General features: G+C 43.5%; 11 protein-coding genes and 7 pseudogenes. 1 reads left to right on the top strand and 17 read right to left on the bottom strand.

Translation table 11 applies throughout. From position 1 onward, the window contains the following. Nucleotides 1-65: 65 nt before the first annotated feature. The 12 genes and pseudogenes from DXE37_RS14325 to DXE37_RS05315 all read right to left on the bottom strand — a co-directional run bounded on the left by DXE37_RS14325 (nucleotide 66) and on the right by DXE37_RS05315 (nucleotide 10,982). The gene (locus DXE37_RS14325; protein WP_415066784.1) at nucleotides 66-167 is read right to left on the bottom strand and encodes a GDCCVxC domain-containing (seleno)protein; all 102 of its coding nucleotides are present in this window, start codon (nucleotides 165-167) and stop codon (nucleotides 66-68) included. 283 nt (nucleotides 168-450) lie between these two features. Continuing rightward, the gene (locus tag DXE37_RS05365; protein ID WP_231971170.1) at nucleotides 451-1,215 is read right to left on the bottom strand and encodes a phosphate regulon sensor protein PhoR; all 765 of its coding nucleotides are present in this window, start codon (nucleotides 1,213-1,215) and stop codon (nucleotides 451-453) included. 64 nt (nucleotides 1,216-1,279) lie between these two features. Further along, nucleotides 1,280-1,993: pseudogene (gene phoB, locus DXE37_RS05360) on the bottom strand (phosphate regulon transcriptional regulator PhoB). A gap of 17 nt (nucleotides 1,994-2,010) precedes the next feature. After that, nucleotides 2,011-2,719: pseudogene (gene phoU, locus DXE37_RS05355) on the bottom strand (phosphate signaling complex protein PhoU). 13 nt (nucleotides 2,720-2,732) lie between these two features. Beyond that, nucleotides 2,733-3,537: pseudogene (locus DXE37_RS05350) on the bottom strand (phosphate ABC transporter ATP-binding protein). An 8-nt stretch (nucleotides 3,538-3,545) separates the two neighbouring features. Beyond that, nucleotides 3,546-4,412 (bottom strand): annotated as a pseudogene (gene pstA, locus DXE37_RS05345) (phosphate ABC transporter permease PstA). After that, nucleotides 4,409-5,401: pseudogene (pstC, locus tag DXE37_RS05340) on the bottom strand (phosphate ABC transporter permease subunit PstC). Before pstC ends, pstA begins: the two co-directional pseudogenes overlap by 4 nt. Before the next feature lie 87 nt (nucleotides 5,402-5,488). Next, nucleotides 5,489-5,953: pseudogene (locus DXE37_RS05335) on the bottom strand (type 2 periplasmic-binding domain-containing protein); the annotation flags it as partial. A 272-nt stretch (nucleotides 5,954-6,225) separates the two neighbouring features. Then, nucleotides 6,226-7,569, bottom strand: a complete 1,344-nt coding sequence (gene glmM / locus DXE37_RS05330) for a phosphoglucosamine mutase (RefSeq protein WP_114636829.1) — start codon at nucleotides 7,567-7,569, stop codon at nucleotides 6,226-6,228. Nucleotides 7,570-7,702: 133 nt separating this feature from the next. After that, complete coding sequence (locus tag DXE37_RS05325) at nucleotides 7,703-8,260, bottom strand: dihydropteroate synthase (protein WP_197713107.1); 558 nt, start codon at nucleotides 8,258-8,260, stop codon at nucleotides 7,703-7,705. 23 nt (nucleotides 8,261-8,283) lie between these two features. Next, nucleotides 8,284-10,164 (bottom strand): ATP-dependent zinc metalloprotease FtsH, encoded by a 1,881-nt coding sequence (ftsH, locus tag DXE37_RS05320; RefSeq protein ID WP_197713106.1) that lies wholly within the window; start codon nucleotides 10,162-10,164, stop codon nucleotides 8,284-8,286. A gap of 143 nt (nucleotides 10,165-10,307) precedes the next feature. Then, nucleotides 10,308-10,982: an RlmE family RNA methyltransferase gene (locus DXE37_RS05315; protein ID WP_114636827.1), complete on the bottom strand. Its 675-nt coding sequence runs from the start codon at nucleotides 10,980-10,982 to the stop codon at nucleotides 10,308-10,310. Nucleotides 10,983-11,108: 126 nt separating this feature from the next. Between DXE37_RS05315 and DXE37_RS12525 the strand changes: the two genes are divergently transcribed. Then, nucleotides 11,109-11,327 carry a YhbY family RNA-binding protein gene (locus DXE37_RS12525; RefSeq protein WP_415066780.1) on the top strand — a complete coding sequence of 73 codons (219 nt, stop codon included), beginning with the start codon at nucleotides 11,109-11,111 and terminating at the stop codon, nucleotides 11,325-11,327. Nucleotides 11,328-11,769: 442 nt separating this feature from the next. On the opposite strand, the gene DXE37_RS05305 is transcribed toward DXE37_RS12525, so the two are convergent. From DXE37_RS05305 to DXE37_RS05285, 5 genes and pseudogenes are all read right to left on the bottom strand, one after another. After that, nucleotides 11,770-12,234, bottom strand: coding sequence for a DUF4149 domain-containing protein (locus DXE37_RS05305; RefSeq protein ID WP_114636826.1), 465 nt, complete (start codon nucleotides 12,232-12,234; stop codon nucleotides 11,770-11,772). A 7-nt stretch (nucleotides 12,235-12,241) separates the two neighbouring features. Then, nucleotides 12,242-12,718 carry a transcription elongation factor GreA gene (greA, locus tag DXE37_RS05300; RefSeq protein WP_114636825.1) on the bottom strand — a complete coding sequence of 159 codons (477 nt, stop codon included), beginning with the start codon at nucleotides 12,716-12,718 and terminating at the stop codon, nucleotides 12,242-12,244. A 58-nt stretch (nucleotides 12,719-12,776) separates the two neighbouring features. Continuing rightward, the gene (carB, locus tag DXE37_RS05295; RefSeq protein ID WP_114636824.1) at nucleotides 12,777-16,043 is read right to left on the bottom strand and encodes a carbamoyl-phosphate synthase large subunit; all 3,267 of its coding nucleotides are present in this window, start codon (nucleotides 16,041-16,043) and stop codon (nucleotides 12,777-12,779) included. Beyond that, complete coding sequence (carA, locus tag DXE37_RS05290) at nucleotides 16,043-17,230, bottom strand: glutamine-hydrolyzing carbamoyl-phosphate synthase small subunit (protein WP_114637540.1); 1,188 nt, start codon at nucleotides 17,228-17,230, stop codon at nucleotides 16,043-16,045. Before carA ends, carB begins: the two co-directional genes overlap by 1 nt. 259 nt (nucleotides 17,231-17,489) lie before the next feature. Beyond that, nucleotides 17,490-19,362: pseudogene (locus DXE37_RS05285) on the bottom strand (propionate--CoA ligase); the annotation flags it as partial. Between the last annotated feature and the right edge of the window lie 32 nt (nucleotides 19,363-19,394).

The raw sequence follows: 19,394 nt of genomic DNA, 5'->3' as shown, positions 1-19,394 counted from the left end.
TGTCCATTTTATGAAAAATCCATGACATATTGATGAATACACAGCCCTACCTCTAAAACAAGGACCTAAGCGGCTAGGTTTTGTTCTGCACTAGAGCAGTCGATGTCTCCAAAACTGCAGTAGATGCAACAGTCCCCAGATTTTGGTTTCAAAATATTATTGTACACCGATAAAGATGCATAGAGGAGCCTAGAGGCACTGGCAGGCTCTTAGTGGTCTGGCAATAAGGGCAAGTAAGGTTGTATATCGATCTGCAATTGATGTATTCACAATTGGGATCTTGAACTGTATTTATTACAAGAATATGTCAAATGATTTAGGTGTCAGTCAGTGGTACTTGGACTCCAAAACGCTTGATTGACATACTCTTGATTTGCAATTTTTTCGATCAATTGATCCATTGCAACACCATCAACAGCAGATGTGGTTAAGACAGCCTGAATTTCTACATCATCTGCGCTTGGACATCATCATGTCAAAATACTGAGACTGCTGCTCTTTTGTCAGGTCCAAGGACTGAATGGTTTCCAGAAATCCCATTAAGACAGTAATTGGTGTTCGCATTTCATGTGATACATTTGCCACAAAGTCTCGACGCATAGTATCGGCTTTTTGCAGGTCCATGATATCTTGAATGAGTAATAAATGCCTTTTTTGACTAAATGGAAAAGCTTGCAGCATTAAGCTCAAATTACTATCCGGACCCATCCTCTCCAAAAGCAAAGGATCGTCAAAATTCCTCTTATTTAGGTATTGAATAAATTCCGGTCTTCGAATTAAGAAATTAATACGCTGCATGACATCACGCTTAAAGATAAGACCAAAGAAATGTTCAGCAATTTCATTGCACCATTCAATTTGATCATTTTCATCTAGCATCACAATCCCATTTGGTGAGGCTTGGAACGCAGCAATAAAGTGATCATGCTGCTCTTCAATGGATCGTATCTTTTGCTTAAGGTTACGAACAAGGCGTTGCAATCTAAAAAATACTTCTTCCCAAAAACCACTTGGCAAAGGCATTTTTTCTACTGAGTCAGCGAGTACAAATTTTCTTAGTCGAGCTAAATTGATATAGGAGTACACCAAAGGAACTGCCAAAATGATGATTCCAACGCTAATGGCCCACTCAACACCCCAGTTAGCAAGTGTGATGAAGGCTGCGATAAAGGCTAGGCAGACAATAAAGGAAAAACGAGAAAGCGCCGGGATCATAAGGCAATATTAGAACATCTTGAGAATTACCTAAAAAATGAACAAAAAATCGTTAAAAAGGCATCTAAGTTTCTGTTGAAGTCTTGGTAATACGGTACCCGCTTCCACGGACAGTCTCCATGAAACGATCACATTCAAATGGAGCCAAAGCCTGCCTTAAGCGCTTAATGTGAACGTCTACAGTACGCTCTTCTATATAAACTTCGTTCCCCCAAACTTTGTCCAATAAGCTGGATCGAGAATGAACCCTTTCTGGATTTGCCATAAAGTATTGCAGGAGACGAAATTCTGTTGGTCCCAAGGAAATAGATCTTGACTCAATTTCGGCCATACAGCCAATACGCGATGTGAACTAGAGTCTAATTACAGTGGCCCAACCGATAATGGCCCAATATCATCCGCAGGAGTTTGGCGAAGAAGCATAGCCCTTACCCGCGGCCACTAGTTCCTTGGATGAAAATGGCTTGGTAACGTAATCATCAGCCCCAGAATCCAAGCCCAGAATTTTGTCGGACTCCTCGCTTTTTGCAGTGAGCATCAAAATGGGCGATGATTTGGTCCGCTCATTCAGTCGCAATTCTTTTGCAAATTGCACTCCAGATTTACCTGGTAGCATCCAATCTAGTATTAAAAGGCTGGGTAAACGATCTTTCATCATATTTAATGCGAGATCAGTTTGCATTGCTTTTTCTACTTCATAGCCGGCATGAGTGAGATTAATAGCAATCAGCTCAGCTATTGATGGCTCATCTTCAACTATCAGTATGCGGTGAGTCATAGGGAATATTGAATGGTTTATTTATTGGCTTCGCGAACTAAGTCTTCGTGTGGAATATGGCGTACGTCAGAACCTTTGGCAATATAAATCACGAATTCAGCAATGTTCTTTGCGTGATCGCCAATGCGTTCTATTGCTTTGGCAATAGTTAACATATCTAGCCCTATGCTTATCGTATGTGGATCCACTGACATATAAGAAATGAGTTTGCGCACAAAACCTCTAAATTCTTCGTCAATTTGGCGATCCTCCGCAACAACTTCTGCAGCCGCAGTGGTATCTAGTCTTGCAAATGCATCTAAACTTCGACGCAATAAATTAATGACCATTTGACCCGAAAGACGAATTTCTGCAACGTTAATCTTGTAGGGAACATTAGAGTGTCGATGATGCGCTTGGTGCGCTTGGCTATAACGCTCTGCCTCATCGGCCTGCGCGCTCAAGATTGGTAATGACCTTAGAAACAGCCATAACAAGCCTTAAATCTTTTGCAGTAGGTTGACGTCTGGCAATAAGCTCAGTACAAGCGAGATCAATTTGAATCTCTAAATCATTTACTAGCTTTTCATTCTCAATGACTATATTGCAAGTATCCGTATCCATTGATGTAAAGGCCCGCATAGCTGTTGAAATCTGTGACTCAACTAAACCACCCATTTCTAGCAAACGACTAGAGAGTGAATTTAAATCTGTATCAAATTGTGATGAAAGGTGTTTATCTGGCATTTAATCTCTCCAATTAACCGAAGCGGCCGGTAATATAGTCTTCTGTTTCTTTGCGTTTAGGCTTAATGAAGATCTCATCAGTCTTGCCGTACTCAATAAAACTTCCGAGGTACATATAGGTAGGGTAATCCGATACGCGGGCCGCTTGTTGCATATTGTGTGTCACGATTGCAATGGTGTACTCATGCTTTAGTTCATTGATCAATTCTTCAATCTTTTGCCCGTGGAAATTGGATCTAAAGCCGATATAGGCCCATCTAGAAGAATAACTGATGGCTTCACGGCAACGCCACAAGCAATACAGAGGCGTTGCTGCAGAGATAAACCACTTTGATTTAATTTATCCTTAGCCTCGTTCCATAAGGCTGCTTTGTTAAGAGCCCACTCGACCCACTCATCCATTTTTGAGCGGGAAAGTTTTTCATAAAGTCGCACACCGAATGCGATATTTTTATAGATAGACATTGGGAATGGCGTAGGCTTTTGAAATACCATACCAATACGTGAACGCAGTAAATTTAAATCTTGTCCAGGGGCTAAAATATTTTGGCCGTAGAAGTTAATTTCACCTTCGGCACGTTGTCCTGGATACAAGTCATACATACGGTTCAATGTTCTGAGAAGAGTAGACTTTCCGCAGCCTGATGGGCCAATGAATGCAGTTACCTTACCCTGTTCAATATCAAGATTAATTTTCTTTAGAAAAAATTGAGATTTCTAACTTCAAGCGCATTGATTGCCTGCCCTGATTGTTGATTTGTTGAATCCACTCTACCCCCTTGACTATCAATCTGATTTAAGTCAAACATTGTTTTCATATTACTCATCATCCCTGCACCTTTTCACGGAATACCACACGTGCCAAAATATTCAAACCGAGAACGGCAAAGATAATAAGAAGAGCGCCACCCCATGCAAGCTCAACCCAATTGTCATATGGGCTCATTGCGAACTGGAAAATGACCGCTGGCAAATTTGCCATTGGTGCATTCATATTGGTTGAGAAAAATTGATTATTCAATGCGGTAAATAGCAAAGGCGCTGTCTCACCGCTAACGCGAGCCAAAGCTAGCAAAATACCAGTCATTACACCGCTTTGAGCAGCCCTCAGAGTGATCATGAAGGCGACTTTCCATTTTGGTGTGCCAATGCATATGCTGCTTCACGTAAGCTACCAGGAGCTAAGCGCAATATGTTCTCGGTAGTTCTAACCACCACGGGGATAGCAATTAAGGCTAAAGCAATGGTGCCTGCCCAGCCTGAAAAGTGCTTAGCTTAAGCTACTACAAATGCATATACAAACAAACCAATCACAATAGATGGAGCAGATAACATGATGTTGGTAACAAAGCGGGTGACTGCTGCAACGCGACTGCGATCGCCATATTCTGAAAGATACAACCCTGCTAGAACTCCTATCGGCGTACTGATCAAGGCGCAACTGCCCGCTAACAAAAGGCTGCCTACAATCGCGTTCGCGAGTCCACCACCCTCAGACCCCGGGGCAGGAGTACTGTGAGTAAAAAGATTCAAGTCAATCGCTGAAAAACCCTTGTTATAGCAAGGCACCCAAAATCCAAAACAAAAAAATCATACCAATAAGCATTGCACCCATCGATAGAGTTAAACCAATTTTGTTTGCACGCTTTCGTTTGGCAAAAATTGCCTGGTCTGTATTGGACGTATTGTTCATGTTTTCAATCCTTGCTTCTTCTCCATGCTGTTTAGCATCCATTTAGCGCATGCTAGAACAATAAAGGTAATAATGAAAAGCGCTAAACCAAGGGCGAATAATGAAGAAAGGTGATTACCCGCTTCTGCTTCTCCAAACTCGTTAGCAAGGGTTGATGCAATCGATGTGCCTGGGGAAAATAAAGAAGCTGAAAGGCGATGCGCATTACCAATCACAAAAGTTACAGCCATGGTTTCACCAAGCGCCCTACCTAACCCTAGCATTATCCCCTCAATCACACCTGCTTTGGTATATGGAAGTACAATATTCTTGACAACTTCCCAAGTTGTACAGCCAATGCCATAGGCGGATTCCTTGAGAACTGGTGGAACGATTTCAAACACATCTCGCATGACAGAGGCAATAAATGGAAGAATCATCATTGCCAAGATTAATCCGGCGCAAAGAGAATGCCAACACCATTAAAAGCGCCTGAGAATAGAATTCCTAATCCTGGGATTTGACTCAGAGTAGAGGCTAGAACGGGTTGAATGTACCCAGCAAAAAGGGGTGCAAAAATAAATAGACCAAACATACCGTAAATAATTGATGGTACAGCCGCCAATAGTTCGACAGCAGTACCAAGCGGTCTGCGCAATGGACCAGGACAAAGCTCTGTTAAAAATACAGCGATACCGAAGCCTTAAGGGGGTACTGCGATTAGCAATGCAATAAAGGAGGTAACTAAGGTGCCGTAGATGGCAATCAAACCACCAAACTCACCATTAACAACGTCCCACTCTTGCGAAAAGAAGAAGGCTAGGGCCGAAGTTTTGTAACGCAGGCCACGCATTCATGATTAAAGAAACTAGAATGCCTAACAATGCGATCAAAACTGATAAGGCAAAGAACTGTGTAATTCCATGGAACAAGAAATCTTGAACTCGCTGTAATTTAGCAATTTTCAGAGCCTGTGGCGTAGGTGCTGAATGAGACTGAGTGGTATCCATTGAGATAGGCTTATTAAATATTGAAACAGTCCCACAATACTGTGGAGCTGTTCATTAAAGAATGTTTTTGATTAGAAATACCAAACCTTATTTAGTTACTACTTTAGAAAATACATTCTTGCGAATGAAATCAGTCGTAGCATCCAGCACTGGAACGTAATCCAACTCTTCGGCCATTTTCTTGCCATCTTTGAATGCGAAATCAAAGAATTTAATTACCTCAGCAGCGTTGGCTTTGTTTTCAGGATTCTTGTAAATCAAGATGAATGATGCGCCAGTAATAGGCTATGATTTAGTACCCGATGCATTAGTAATAAAAGTACCCATACTAGGAATCTTTGCCCAATCAGTACCAGCGGCAGTAGCTGCAAAAGTTAGGTCATCTGGAGCTACAAAATTACCGTCTTTGTTTTTCAAAGAAATATAAGTCATTTTGTTTTTCTTCGTATAGGCATACTCAACATAACCTACTGAATTCTTAACACGCGTTACGTTAGCAGCAACACCTTCATTACCTTTTCCGCCAACTGTAGAAGCTGCTGGCCACTTTGCATAAATTGGGTACGGGAATGTGGCGCCAGCGCCTGTCATATCTACTGCAAATGCTGAAGGAGCAAGTGAAATAGCGCTAATAACTAGTGCCTTTTTTAAGAAAGATTTCATTTAATCGGTCCTTAACTATATTGAACGCAAATTGCGATATATGAAAGATACGATTTAACTATGACGGTTTAATAACATCAATGTCATAAATTAAATAATTCAATATAAACAATGGCTTACAAATTATTCGGTAGAAAAAATCTATTTGTATTTCGAATTTTTTAGGCTGTGGGAATGAGTTCGGCAATGCTCTTAGCTGCGCTCATCGCAACATTACCATCCTTAGTCTCAACCATTATTCTGAGCAAGGGCTCAGTGCCGGATGCTCTGATTAGCACCCTACCTATATCCTGTAGATTAGATTGCACTTTAGCAATTTGATTATTTAGCGCTTGATCTAACTTCCAGTCGTAGCCGGGTTTAAATTTCACATTTAAAAGCACCTGAGGGAAGAAGGTTACTTTCTCAAGCAATTGAGCAAGGCTCATTTTGTTTTGACTCATAGCAGCCAAAACCTGTAATGCTGCAATGGTGCCATCTCCAGTGGAATGTTGGTCTAAGCAAAGTAAATGTCCAGAACCCTCTCCCCCAATTAGCCACCCTTTTTGCTTAAGCATTTCCAGGACATAACGATCGCCGACATTGGCACGTTCAAATCCAATTCCTAAATCCTTAATAGCATTTTCAACTGCAAGATTGGTCATAAGCGTACCAACAGCGCCACCGATAGCTTGTTTTTTATCCAATCTATCTTTTACAAGTACGTATAACAGTTCATCTCCATTAAACAAGCGGCCTGAGGCGTCAACCATTTGGAGGCGATCGGCATCTCCGTCTAAGGCAATACCTATATCGGCAGTCTCCTCTTTTACCTTAGCAATGAGAGCCTGTGGAGCTGTGGCACCACATCCATCATTAATATTTCGTCCATCTGGATTAACGCCAATGGAAACCACTTCTGCACCCAATTCATGGAATACATGGGGAGCGATATGATAGGCAGCTCCATTAGCGCAGTCGACCACGATTTTTAATCCCTTGAGATTCAGACCCCCGGGGAAAGTAGACTTACAAAACTCAATATAGCGACCTGCAGCATCATCCAAGCGAAATGCCTTACCCAACTCTTTTGAGCTAACACAACCCATGGGTTTTTCTAATTGAGCCTCAATGGCCAACTCAAAATCATCAGAAAACTTATCGCCGTTGGCCGAAAAAAACTTAATACCGTTATCTTGATAAGGATTATGTGAAGCTGAAATAACCAAACCTGCAGATAATCGTAAGGTTTTCGTTAGATAGGCAACCCCTGGGGTCGGAATGGGGCCGCAGAGCATTACATCAACACCAGCAGCAGCAAAGCCAGCCTCAAGTGCTGCTTCCAATAAATAACCGGAAACCCGAGTATCTTTACCAATTAAAACCTGACAGCGCTCACCCGGTTTGCTATCTTTTGTTAACACCTTGCCTGCGGCATAACCTAGACGAGTCATGAATTCTGGAACAATGGGGAATTTCCCCACTTCGCCACGAATGCCATCAGTACCAAAGTATTGTTTTTTCATGGATGTGATTATAAAACCTAGACCCATTAGGGTTCCGCTTTATTTATTTTGCCAAGAATTTACTGCTTCCCATAGCTTTAAAGCATCAACAGTTTCAGCGACATCGTGGACGCGAATGATCTTGGTGCCACGATCAGCAGCCATGATGGCCGCTGCAACACTTAGGCGCCACACGCTCATTTGTATCCTTTCTAGTGACCTTGCCGATCATCGATTTTCTAGAAATCCCGGCTAAAACTGGATAACCTAATTGTGAGAAGACATCAAAATGAGCCAACATACTGAGATTGTGTTCAAGACTCTTGCCAAAGCCAAACCCCGGGTCGATTGCAATACGGCTTGAATGAGCGCCCTTGCAGATAAGATGAGTTGCCTGTTCTTTTAAGAATAAAGATACATCTGCAATAACATCTTGATACCCTGGATTGAATTGCATTGTGAGCGGGTCTCGTTGCATGTGCATTAAAACAATGCTGCATTCTTTGCTATCTAGAACGCCATCAACTGCACCCTCTTGCCTGAGAGCCCAAATATCATTTACACAATCAACGCCAGCAAACAAAGCTTGACGCATTGTTTCGGCTTTGTATGTATCAATGGATAAAGGTACGCCACAATTTTTTAATCCCTCAAAAAGAAAACGCCCACAACGCCAAATTGTGGGCAGATCAATCAAGCCTTGGTTTAGCATAAAAGACCGAAACTCATTAGCGATTAAGCGGTAGCAGGAGTATTACCAGTAGCAGGACCAGGTTGTGCAGCCGAATTACCAAACTGGGTTGCTGGAGGTGGCTTTGGCGAACGAGGTGGACGACCTTCCATAATGTCATTGATCTGCTCTGCATCAAGGGTTTCCCATTCAAGCAAAGCTGCAACCATGGCCTCAACCTTGTCGCGATTCTGTTCCAAGATTGATCTTGCTAATGCATATTGACTATCAATCAAGGTACGAATTTCAGCATCAACTTTTTGTTGAGTCAATTCAGAAACTGTCTTAGTACTATTGCGGCCAAAAATACTTTCTGATTCAGTATCAACATAAACCATCGTACCCAAACTATCACTCATACCGTAACGAGTAACCATATCTCGAGCCATCTTAGTGGCGCGCTCAAAATCATTCGATGCACCAGTGCTCATCGATTGCAAGAAAACTTCTTCTGCAGCACGACCGCCAAATAAGATGGCTAACTCCTCCAGCATGCGATCTTTGTACAGATTCACACGATCAAACTCTGGCAATTGCCAAGTCACACCCAAAGCCATGCCACGGGGCATGATGGTGACTTTATGAACAGGATCAGCCTTAGGAAGCACTTTAGCGACAACAGCATGACCTGACTCATGATAGGCAGTATTGCGACGTTCTTCTTCGCGCATTACAGCGGACTTACGCTCAGGACCCATATAGATCTTATCTTTGGCATCTTCAAAGTCTTTCATGTCAACGGAACGCTTGTTGCGACGTGTTGCAAATAGTGCAGCCTCATTCACTAGGTTCGCAAGATCAGCACCAGAGAAACCAGGCGTTCCGCGGGCCAAGACGGCGGCATTGACATCAGGATCAATTGGAACCTTGCGCATATGCACTTGCAAAATCTGCTCACGCCCACGAATATCAGGTAAACCAACATGTACTTGACGATCAAAACGACCAGGGCGCAATAAAGCTTTATCCAATACGTCTGAACGGTTCGTAGCAGCCACTACGATTACTCCGCTATTACTCTCGAATCCATCCATCTCAACCAACATTTGGTTGAGGGTTTGTTCGCGCTCATCATTACCACCGCCCATACCAGCACCACGATGGCGACCTACAGCATCAATCTCATCAATAAAAATGATGCAAGGAGAATTTTTCTTGGCGTTTTCAAACATATCACGCACACGTGATGCACCAACACCGACAAACATTTCTACGAAATCAGAACCGGAAATCGAGAAGAAAGGAACTTTTGCTTCACCTGCAATCGCACGGGCCAACAAGGTCTTACCTGTACCAGGAGGACCCACTAGCAACACACCGTGCGGAATACGGCCACCGAGTTTTTGAAATTTTTGTGGATCCTTTAAAAAATCTACTAACTCAAAAACTTCTTCCTTAGCTTCATCGCAACCAGCGACATCTGCAAAAGTAACTGTGTTGCTATTTTCATCAATGAGACGCGCTTTTGATTTTCCGAATGAGAATGCTCCGCCTTTGCCGCCACCTTGCATTTGGCGCATCATGAAAAACCAGAAACCAATAATAAGAAGTGTTGGTCCTAAATAGTACAAAGCAGAAGTGAGCATGTTGGGTTCGTCTTCTGCTTTACCAGAAACTTGAACACCATACTTCATCAAATCACCCACCATCCAAATATCTCCAGGAGAAATCAGAGAATATTTATTGCCATCCACAGGGGTAACAGTAAGGTTAGTGCGACCCTGGACATCTACACGCTTGATTTTTCCAGCCTTGGCATCATCCATGAATTGAGAATAGGTGACCTGAGTTTGCTCCTTCGGCTTATCAAATTGCTTGAATACCGTAAAAAGCACCAGGCCCACAATGAGCCACACACCGATTTTTTGGAACATATTACTGTTCAAAATGAGTCCTTTTCTGGATTAATCCAGGAGTTAAAGCGAATCGCTACCTAAGTATTTGATTCTACTACCAGCCTTTTTCAAGGGCTAATGACATATTTATTTAAAAAGCCCTATAAAATGGGGCTATTTGAGGTAATTCAACTCTATTTAGGGGGTTTTAGATTTCTACCCAATAGAAATCTCTCTGAAGATCGTGCTCGAGAAGCCTTGGGTTTTCGAGATGCAACTGTTTTAAAGACCTTTTTAAAGGATTCCACGATTTGGCTATAACCACTGCCGTTAAAGCATTTGATTAGTAAAGCTCCCTCAGGCTTAAGGTGTGCAACAGCAAAATCTAGGGCAATTTCAGCCAAAAAAGCCATCCTTGCCGCATCGGCTACACCAAACCCCGATAAATTAGGCGCCATATCAGAGAGAACCAAATCCACCTTACCTTCGGCATCCTCAGGTAAAAGTGCTTCAAGGGCGGTAAGCCCCTCTTCTTCACGAAAGTCACCCTGAATAAAGCTCACATCTGCAATATCTTCCATAGGCAAAATATCTATAGCAATGATTTGCCCATCCGGCTTGCCAGACTCAATCTTTGGATTACTTTTACCAAGCTCCGTTAAGCGATTACGGGCGTATTGCGACCAACTTCCAGGGGCGCTCCCGAGATCAATAATAGTCATCCCTGCTTTGATAAGGTGATCTTGCTCGTCTATTTCACTCAGTTTATAAACTGCTCTAGCGCGATAGCCCTCTTTTTGAGCCATTTTTACGTAAGGATCAGTTAAGTGATCCTGAAGCCAACTTTTATTAAATTTATTCTTTGCCAAAACTTACCCACTTTCGCCTTCCATTTTCCTAGTTTCTGCCACCTAAAGCAAAAGGAATTATGGAAAAACCCTCTAAATTCAGCCTAAAGAGCGAATTCTGGCATTGAATGCTCTATCATCAAGCCCATGACTGCACTAACAATTACCGCCGCGCAACGTAAATCTCTAAAAGCTGATGCCCATGACTTAAGTCCTGTGGTGATGATTGGCGGCGGGGATGGATTAACACCAGCTGTAATCAAAGAAGCCAAATTGGCAATTAAACATCACGGTTTAATCAAAATCCGAGTTTTTGGAGATGATCGAGAGGCACGCATCGCAATCTATGATGAACTTTGTGATTAATTAGATGCTGCACCTGTGCAGCACATTGGCAAGTTATTAATTCTTTGGAAACCTAAAGATGCAGTTGACGAAGCGCTTAGCAATCTAGGCCGCTCCAGCAAACAGACTAAAAAATCGTTACAAGCACCAAGGACAAAGCGTCAACCCAATCGAGCACCTACTAAAGCGGGGTATACGCACCAGTACTTCCGAAAGATCCGATATCGCCGATCTATCTGCATCTAACGCCCCTCCATTTGCATGCGCTGCCGCCGTCAAATCTTCTACACCTAGGAAAAGAGTATTACGTTCAGAAGCAACTGAGTCAAGAATCGGCTGGTCTTCTCCCGGCTATAGAAAAGCTGCTGCTGCACCAGCGCCTATAAAAAAACGCAAGGTCAAAATGAGCGGCACCAAGAAAAAATCTTTGGGCTATTAAATTTCAAGAAATGGAAAAACGCTGCTAGTCGGCGTTTTTTGTTGTCCGCCAGACTAGGAAAAGTCCAAGCAATGTTTGAATCATAAACACTATGCTTGAGACTGAATGAAGGCGATTAAACAATTCTGAATTGCTTGTTTCACGAACAGATAGCCCTAAAGATAGCGCTTGATCTCTAAGAGCATTCATCCAGGGAATCAGAATAAATGCAGCAGCTAATGTGCATGACAACATCGCAAGCAAGATCCAGCGAGTAAGGCGATATTGAGTTTTCTTTTGACTTACAAAATAATTGGCTGCCACCATCAATAAAGCGCTGATAAAGACGCCAAAATATGCAGTAAATTTAAAAAGGCTTGCCGCTACTATGCCGGCTACCTGTCTATCTCCTAGGCTTGAAAAGAGAACAGGAACAACCAGAAACCCAATGATGGTGAAGCTACCAACCCAGAGGCAAGAAGTCAGGCTAAAAAGTCTCTGGGCATACATGGGCAGATTAGATATAACGTACTGCTAATATCTCCACTTCGCGATTACCGCCAGGAGCCTGAACGGCAACTACATCACCCTCTTCCTTACTAATTAAAGCGCGAGCAATATGCGAGCTGATGGAAATTTTATTCAAGGCAATATCAGCCTCATCGTCACCTACGATTTGATAAGTGAACTTTGTGCCATCCTCAAGATCTTCGAGTTCAACGGTGGCGCCAAAAACGACGCGTCCAGATACATCAAGCGATGCTGGATCAATAATTTGAGCAGCAGAAAGTTTGCCCTCTAATTCTTGAATGCGACCCTCAATAAAACCTTGTTTTTCTTTTGCTGCATCATACTCAGCATTCTCGGAGAGGTCGCCTTGAGCTCGAGCCTCAGAAATGGCATTGATGACAGCAGGACGCTCAACATGCTTTAGGCGGTGCAACTTTTCTTTAAGAAGCTCTGCACCGCGCTTGGTAATCGGAATTGTGCTCATGCAACTAACCTAACTTAAATTCTTGCGCAAAATTACGCTTGTAAAAGCTAATTTTAGATTAAATAAGCGTCCGATGTAAATTTTGCAAGGAATAAACCTCAAGCGACTCCAGTTTTCCATTTTGCGAAGCCAGTAATCCGTCCATTATCGCGCGGGCTGCACTAATCGTTGTGTAATAAGTAACACCATTGGCTTGAGCACTCGTGCGAATCGATCTAGAGTCGGCAATGGCAGTACGAGTTTCATCAACGGTAGTAAAGACCAAGGAAATCTCACCGTTCTTAATAAAATCGACGATATGAGGACGGCCATCCTTCACCTTGTTAACTACTCTCACAGGCAAACCGGCTGCCTCAATTGCAGCCGCCGTGCCTTTAGTGGCCACCATTGGGAAGCCTAATTGATGGAGCAACTTGGCTACTTCAAGCGCTTTTGGCTTATCGCTGTCTTTAACGGTCAAAAGCACAGTACCGCTCTTAGGCAACTTAATGCCTGCGCCTAATTGCGATTTAAATAATGCTTCACCAAAGGTCTTACCTACTCCCATGACTTCACCAGTAGAGCGCATCTCGGGTCCGAGAATCGGATCAATGCCTGGGAATTTATTAAATGGGAATACTGCTTCTTTAACTGAGAAATATGCTGGTTTAACTTCTGCCTGAATACCCTGCTGCGCTAATGTTTGACCAATCATACAACGTGCAGCAATCTTCGCCAACTGCAAACCAGTTGCTTTAGATACAAAAGGAACAGTACGAGAAGCGCGAGGATTTACCTCAAGAACATAGATAACATCTTTGTCATCTACATTTTGAATAGCAAATTGGACATTCATCAAGCCAACTACATTCAAGCCTTTAGCCATGGCAGCAGTTTGATGCTTGATCTCTTCAACCGTTGACTCAGATAAAGAGTATGGGGGTAATGAACAAGCAGAATCGCCAGAGTGAACTCCAGCCTGCTCTATATGCTCCATAACGCCGCCAATAAATACAGTAGCGCCATCACTGATGCAATCTACGTCACATTCAATCGCATCATTTAGGAAGCGATCAAGAAGTACGGGAGAGTCGTGCGAGACCTTAACAGCCTCACGCATATATCGCTCCAGGTCGCGACCATCATGAACAATTTCCATCGCACGACCACCTAAAACATAGGAAGGACGAACTACCAATGGATAACCAATTTCTTCAGCGAGCTTAAGGGCTTCCTCTTCAGTGCGAGCTGTGCGGTTCGGCGGTTGGCGCAAACCAAGATCTTGCAGTAATTTTTGAAAGCGTTCTCTGTCCTCAGCGGCATCAATCATGTCTGGGGACGTACCAATAATCGGCACACCATTACGCTCTAGATCTAAAGCCAATTTCAATGGTGTTTGTCCACCATACTGAACAATTACACCTTTTGGCTTCTCTTTGGCGACAATCTCCAAAACATCTTCTAGAGTTAGCGGCTCAAAATACAAGCGATCAGAAGTGTCGTAGTAATCAGTAGAAATAGTCTCGGGATTACAGTTGACCATAATGGTTTCATAACCATCATCACGCATTGCTAAGGCAGCATGTACGCAACAATAATCAAACTCAATACCTTGGCCAATACGATTGGGTCCACCGCCTAGCACCATAATCTTTTCTTTATTGGTAGGCTGTGACTCACATTCACCATGCTCTGCTTCGTAGGTGGAATATAAGTAGGCGGTATTGGTTGAAAACTCAGCAGCGCAAGTATCAACCCGCTTATACACTGGAACTACTTTTAAGCGATGGCGTGCTGCGCGAACAGAGGCGGCATCAATCCCGAGCAATTTTGCTAGGCGACGATCTGAGAAACCTTTTTGTTTCACGAAACGCAACTCCGGCGCAGAAAGACTATCGATTTTGCGCTGCTTAAGCTCTGTCTCAATGGCAATGAGCTCTTCAATCTGCTCTAAGAACCAGGGGTCGACTTTAGTCTCATTGTAGATTTCATCAATACCCATACCCATTCGGAATGCGTCCGCCAAATACCAAATACGATCCGGGCCGGGCTCATTGATTTCATTGATGATGTCATCTAAATCTGTAGATACTTCATCCAGACCGTCAACACCAACCTCTAAACCGCGAAGTGCTTTTTGGAAAGATTCTTGAAAGGTACGGCCAATCGCCATTACCTCACCTACTGACTTCATTTGAGTTGTTAAACGAGAATCGGCTTGTGGGAATTTTTCGAAGGCAAAACGAGGTATCTTGGTAACAACATAGTCAATTGATGGCTCGAAAGAAGCTGGCGTAGCACCACCGGTAATGTCATTCTTTAATTCATCTAAGGTATACCCGACAGCTAATTTAGCGGCTATCTTGGCAATTGGAAAGCCTGTGGCCTTAGAGGCAAGAGCAGATGAACGTGATACTCGTGGATTCATTTCAATCACGATCATGCGTCCATCTACTAGGTTGATGGAAAACTGCACGTTTGAACCACCAGTATCTACACCAATTTCACGAAGCACTGCGATGGATGCGTTACGCATCAACTGATACTCTTTATCTGTCAAAGTTTGAGCAGGCGCAACAGTAATGGAATCGCCTGTATGCACGCCCATTGGATCAAGGTTTTCAATCGAGCAAACAATGATGCAGTTGTCATTGCGATCCCGCACCACTTCCATCTCAAATTCTTTCCAACCGAGGAGAGATTCTTCAATCAAAAGCTCGCGAGTAGGTGATAAATCGAGACCGCGCTTACAAATTTCTTCAAATTCCTCACGGTTGTAGGCTATACCACCGCCAAATCCACCCATGGTGAAAGATGGACGAATAACCACCGGAAATCCAGAACTGCCCGTTTCTTTTTGAATCCGCTGCTGAACCTCATGGGCCTCATCCATTGAATGGGCAATACCAGACTTAGCAGAACCCAGACCAATCTTGGTCATAGCATCTTTAAATTTTTGGCGGTCTTCAGCTTTATCAATCGCTTCAGGCGAGGCTCCGATCAGTTCGCAACCGTATTTCTCAAGCACACCATGACGATGGAGATCCAAAGCACAATTTAGTGCAGTTTGACCGCCCATCGTAGGCAAAATAGCATCTGGTTTTTCAGTAGCGATAATGCGCTCTACTACTTCCCAAGTAATTGGTTCAATATAGGTTACATTGGCCATCTCAGGGTCGGTCATGATGGTCGCAGGATTGCTGTTTACCAAAATAACTTTGTAACCTTCGTCACGCAAGGCTTTACAAGCCTGTGCACCTGAATAGTCAAATTCGCAGGCTTGTCCAATCACGATCGGACCTGCACCAATGATTAAGATACTCTGAATGTCGCTACGCTTAGGCATTATTTGCCCTCCTTCTTGCTGGCAGCATTCATTAGCTCCACAAAACGATCAAATAAATAGGCAATGTCATAAGGACCAGGAGAGGCCTCAGGATGTCCTTGGAAGCAAAGAGCAGGCTTATCTTTCCAAGCCATTCCTTGCAATGATCCATCAAACAAAGATACATGAGTGACATGAATATTGTCAGGCAATGTATTGGCATCAACAGCGAAACCATGATTCTGAGAAGTAATCGCTACACGACTAGTATCTAAATCCTTCACTGGATGATTGGCACCATGGTGACCAAATTTCATCTTCAATGTTTTAGCGCCAGCAGCCAGACCCATAATTTGATGGCCCAAACAGATGCCAAAGGTCGGGATACCTTTTTCAATAATCTCCTTTGCAGCAGCAATAGCGTAATCACAAGGACCAGGATCACCAGGACCATTCGAGAAAAATACGCCGTCTGGATTCATGGCCAATACTTCTGCTGCACTTGTTTGTGCAGGGACAACTGTCAATTGACAGCCCCGCTCAGTAAGCATCCGAAGAATGTTGCGTTTCACACCAAAGTCATAAGCAACTACTTTTTTAATGGGTTTGCTTGTGTCTAAGGATCTGTATGCTGGCTTGCCGTCAGGGCCGTGCAGATCCCACTCAGCTTCACGCCACTCGTATGGCTTTTGTGTAGTGACAACCTTAGCAAGATCTAGACCAGCCATTCCAGGAAATGCCTTGGCTAACTCAAGAGTCTTTTTGCCCAATGCCTCATGATCATCACCTACTTTGCCAGCAACAATGGCACCGGATTGGGCGCCCTTATCGCGAAGAATTCTGGTGAGCTTGCGAGTATCGATCCCTGCAATGCCTAAAACACCAGCTTTCGTGAGGTAGTCATCCAGCGAGCCCTCAGAACGAAAATTAGAAACACGTTTAGGCAAATCTTTGATCACTAAGCCAGCGGCATGAATTTGATCAGATTCTGCGTCTTGGCTATTAACACCGACATTTCCAATATGAGGATAGGTCAAGGTGACTATCTGACGGGAATAGCTAGGGTCAGTAATGATTTCCTGATAACCAGTCAATGCAGTGTTAAAAACGACTTCGCCGGTAGTTTCGCCAGGAGCGCCAATACTGAATCCGGGAAATAAGGTGCCGTCGGCAAGAGCCAACACGGCGGGGGAAAAAGAAGGAAGCAAGGGTGACAAATCATCTCCAGTCCCTGCTCCATCCGACGCTCAAAACCCCCAAAAAGACCAGCCCGGGGATGTATTTGCGGGAGGTGAGTGTCTTTAAGCGCTAGGGTATTTATTAAGTTTCGAACTCCGTAATCATACCATTTTTACTCGTAAACCCTTGAATACCCTATCAAATGAAGTCCTAAAAGGAAAAACTCCCCCAGTGGTTGGGCTGGAGGAGCAATTTATTCAAAGTTACTAGTTTTAAGGCTTTAGCGCTTTGCTCAATGATGGTCTTAATTTGAGCTAAAACAGTCTGGTCATCCATCGTACTGATGTCTCCCGGATTACGACCTTCAGCAACAGCCTGAAGGGCACGACGCACGATCTTGCCAGAACGTGTCTTTGGCAAAGCGGTGACCACGTATACCCATCCAGGACGAGCAATTGCACCAAGGGTACTATCAACGGTCTTCATGCATTCTGCTTCAAGTGTTGCTGTATTAGAAGCCTCTTTAGGAATTACAAAAGCAATTGCAGCTTGGCCTTTGAGTTTGTCCTCAATACCGACAACAGCAACCTCTGAAATATTTGGGTGACTAGAAATACTCTCCTCAATTTCACGAGTGCCTAGGCGGTGACCCGATACGTTAATCACGTCATCAGTCAGTACGCCTGAGGATAAAGAAGTAACCGTCTTTATCTTTAATACCCCAGTCAAAGGTGGAATAAATTAATTTGCCGGGAATGGTTTCCCAGTAAGTGCTAATAAAGCGCTTGTCATCACCCCAAACCGTTTGCATACAACCTGGAGGAAGTGGGCCTTCAATTGCAATCACGCCTTTTTGATCCGGACCTAGCTCCTCAGAAGTGGCGTCATCAAGCAATTTCATGTTGTAACCAAATGATGGAACCCCCGGAGATCCAAACTTATGAGGCATCACTTCGACACTACGTTGAATAGCAAGCATTGGCCAGCCAGTTTCAGTCTGCCAATAGTTATCGACGATTGGCTTTTTAATAGCATCATGAATCCAACTAGCGGTTGGTTCATCTAAAGGCTCACCCGCCAAGAACAAAGCACGCAATTTTGAAAGGTCGTACTTCGTTAAGAATGCAGGATCTTGTTTCTTAAGCACTCAAACTGCTGTCGGTGCAGAGAACATCACTGAAACCTTGTATTTTTCAACGAGCTCCCACCAAATACCTGCGTCTAGGCGCAATGGCGTACCTTCGTACATGATGGTGGCCATACCATTAAGCAATGGTCCATAAATGATGTAGCTATGGCCAACGGCCCAACCAATGTCAGAGGTAGTGAACATGGTTTCACCAGCTTTGCCACAGAAGATGTGGTTCATGGTGGACATTAGTGCAACTGCATAGCCGCCAGATCGCACTGTACCCCTTTTGGTTTCCCAGTAGTGCCTGAGGCATAGAGAATGTAAGAAGGATGAGTAGCGTCAACCTACTCAACTGGCACTACATCGTTCAAATGTTTTTGACGCTCAGCTGCGCAATCCAAATCACGACCAGCTACCGTTGTGAATTCTGTTAAGCCACGATTCACGATTAATACTTTTTCTGGCTTGTACTCGGCAAGCGTAATGGCTTCATCTAGCAATGGCTTATATGGAACCGCTTTACCACCACGAGCACCAGCTTCAGCTGTAACAATAAGCTTTGGCTTCGCATCGTCGATCCGAGATGCCAAACTATATGAAGCAAAACCACCGAACACAACAGAGTGAATTGCGCCAACACGAGCGCACGCCAACATGGCGAAACAGGCTTCAGCAATCATCGGCATATAGATCAAGTACACGATCTCCTTTTTATATGCCGTTAGCTTTGTAAATTACTGCCATACGATTCACTTCTTCGTATAACTCTTTAAATGTGTAGGCTTTTTCTTGATTAGTTTCTGTTGAAACGGCAACCAAAGCGATTTGGTCAGGACGATCTTTTAAATGACGATCTACCGCGTTGTAGCAAAGATTAGTTAATCCGCCTTCAAACCACTTTGTAAATGGGGGGTTGTCGTAATTAAGCACCTTATCAAATGGTTTTTCCCAATGGATTAACTGTGCTTGCTCACCCCAAAATCCATCTGGGTCTTTAATTGAGCGTTCGTGGTGTGCTTTATAGGACATGGTCAACCTGATTTCTTTTAAAAAAGTTACTG

This window comes from Polynucleobacter necessarius, from assembly GCF_900095205.1.
In the GTDB taxonomy this organism is placed as follows: Bacteria; Pseudomonadota; Gammaproteobacteria; order Burkholderiales; family Burkholderiaceae; genus Polynucleobacter; species Polynucleobacter necessarius_E.
Note: the sequence above shows the minus strand (reverse complement) of the source record. Positions and strands in the feature narration are given on the sequence as shown.

Excerpts from the sequence above, each read along its gene's own strand:
- DXE37_RS05365 (WP_231971170.1), bottom strand. The coding sequence starts at position 1,215 with ATGATCCCGGCGCTTTCTCGTTTTTCCTTTATTGTCTGCCTAGCCTTT.
- glmM (WP_114636829.1), bottom strand. The coding sequence starts at position 7,569 with ATGAAAAAACAATACTTTGGTACTGATGGCATTCGTGGCGAAGTGGGG.
- DXE37_RS05325 (WP_197713107.1), bottom strand. The coding sequence starts at position 8,260 with ATGCTAAACCAAGGCTTGATTGATCTGCCCACAATTTGGCGTTGTGGG.
- DXE37_RS12525 (WP_415066780.1), top strand. The coding sequence starts at position 11,109 with ATGACTGCACTAACAATTACCGCCGCGCAACGTAAATCTCTAAAAGCT.
- DXE37_RS05305 (WP_114636826.1), bottom strand. The coding sequence starts at position 12,234 with ATGTATGCCCAGAGACTTTTTAGCCTGACTTCTTGCCTCTGGGTTGGT.
- greA (WP_114636825.1), bottom strand. The coding sequence starts at position 12,718 with ATGAGCACAATTCCGATTACCAAGCGCGGTGCAGAGCTTCTTAAAGAA.
- carB (WP_114636824.1), bottom strand. The coding sequence starts at position 16,043 with ATGCCTAAGCGTAGCGACATTCAGAGTATCTTAATCATTGGTGCAGGT.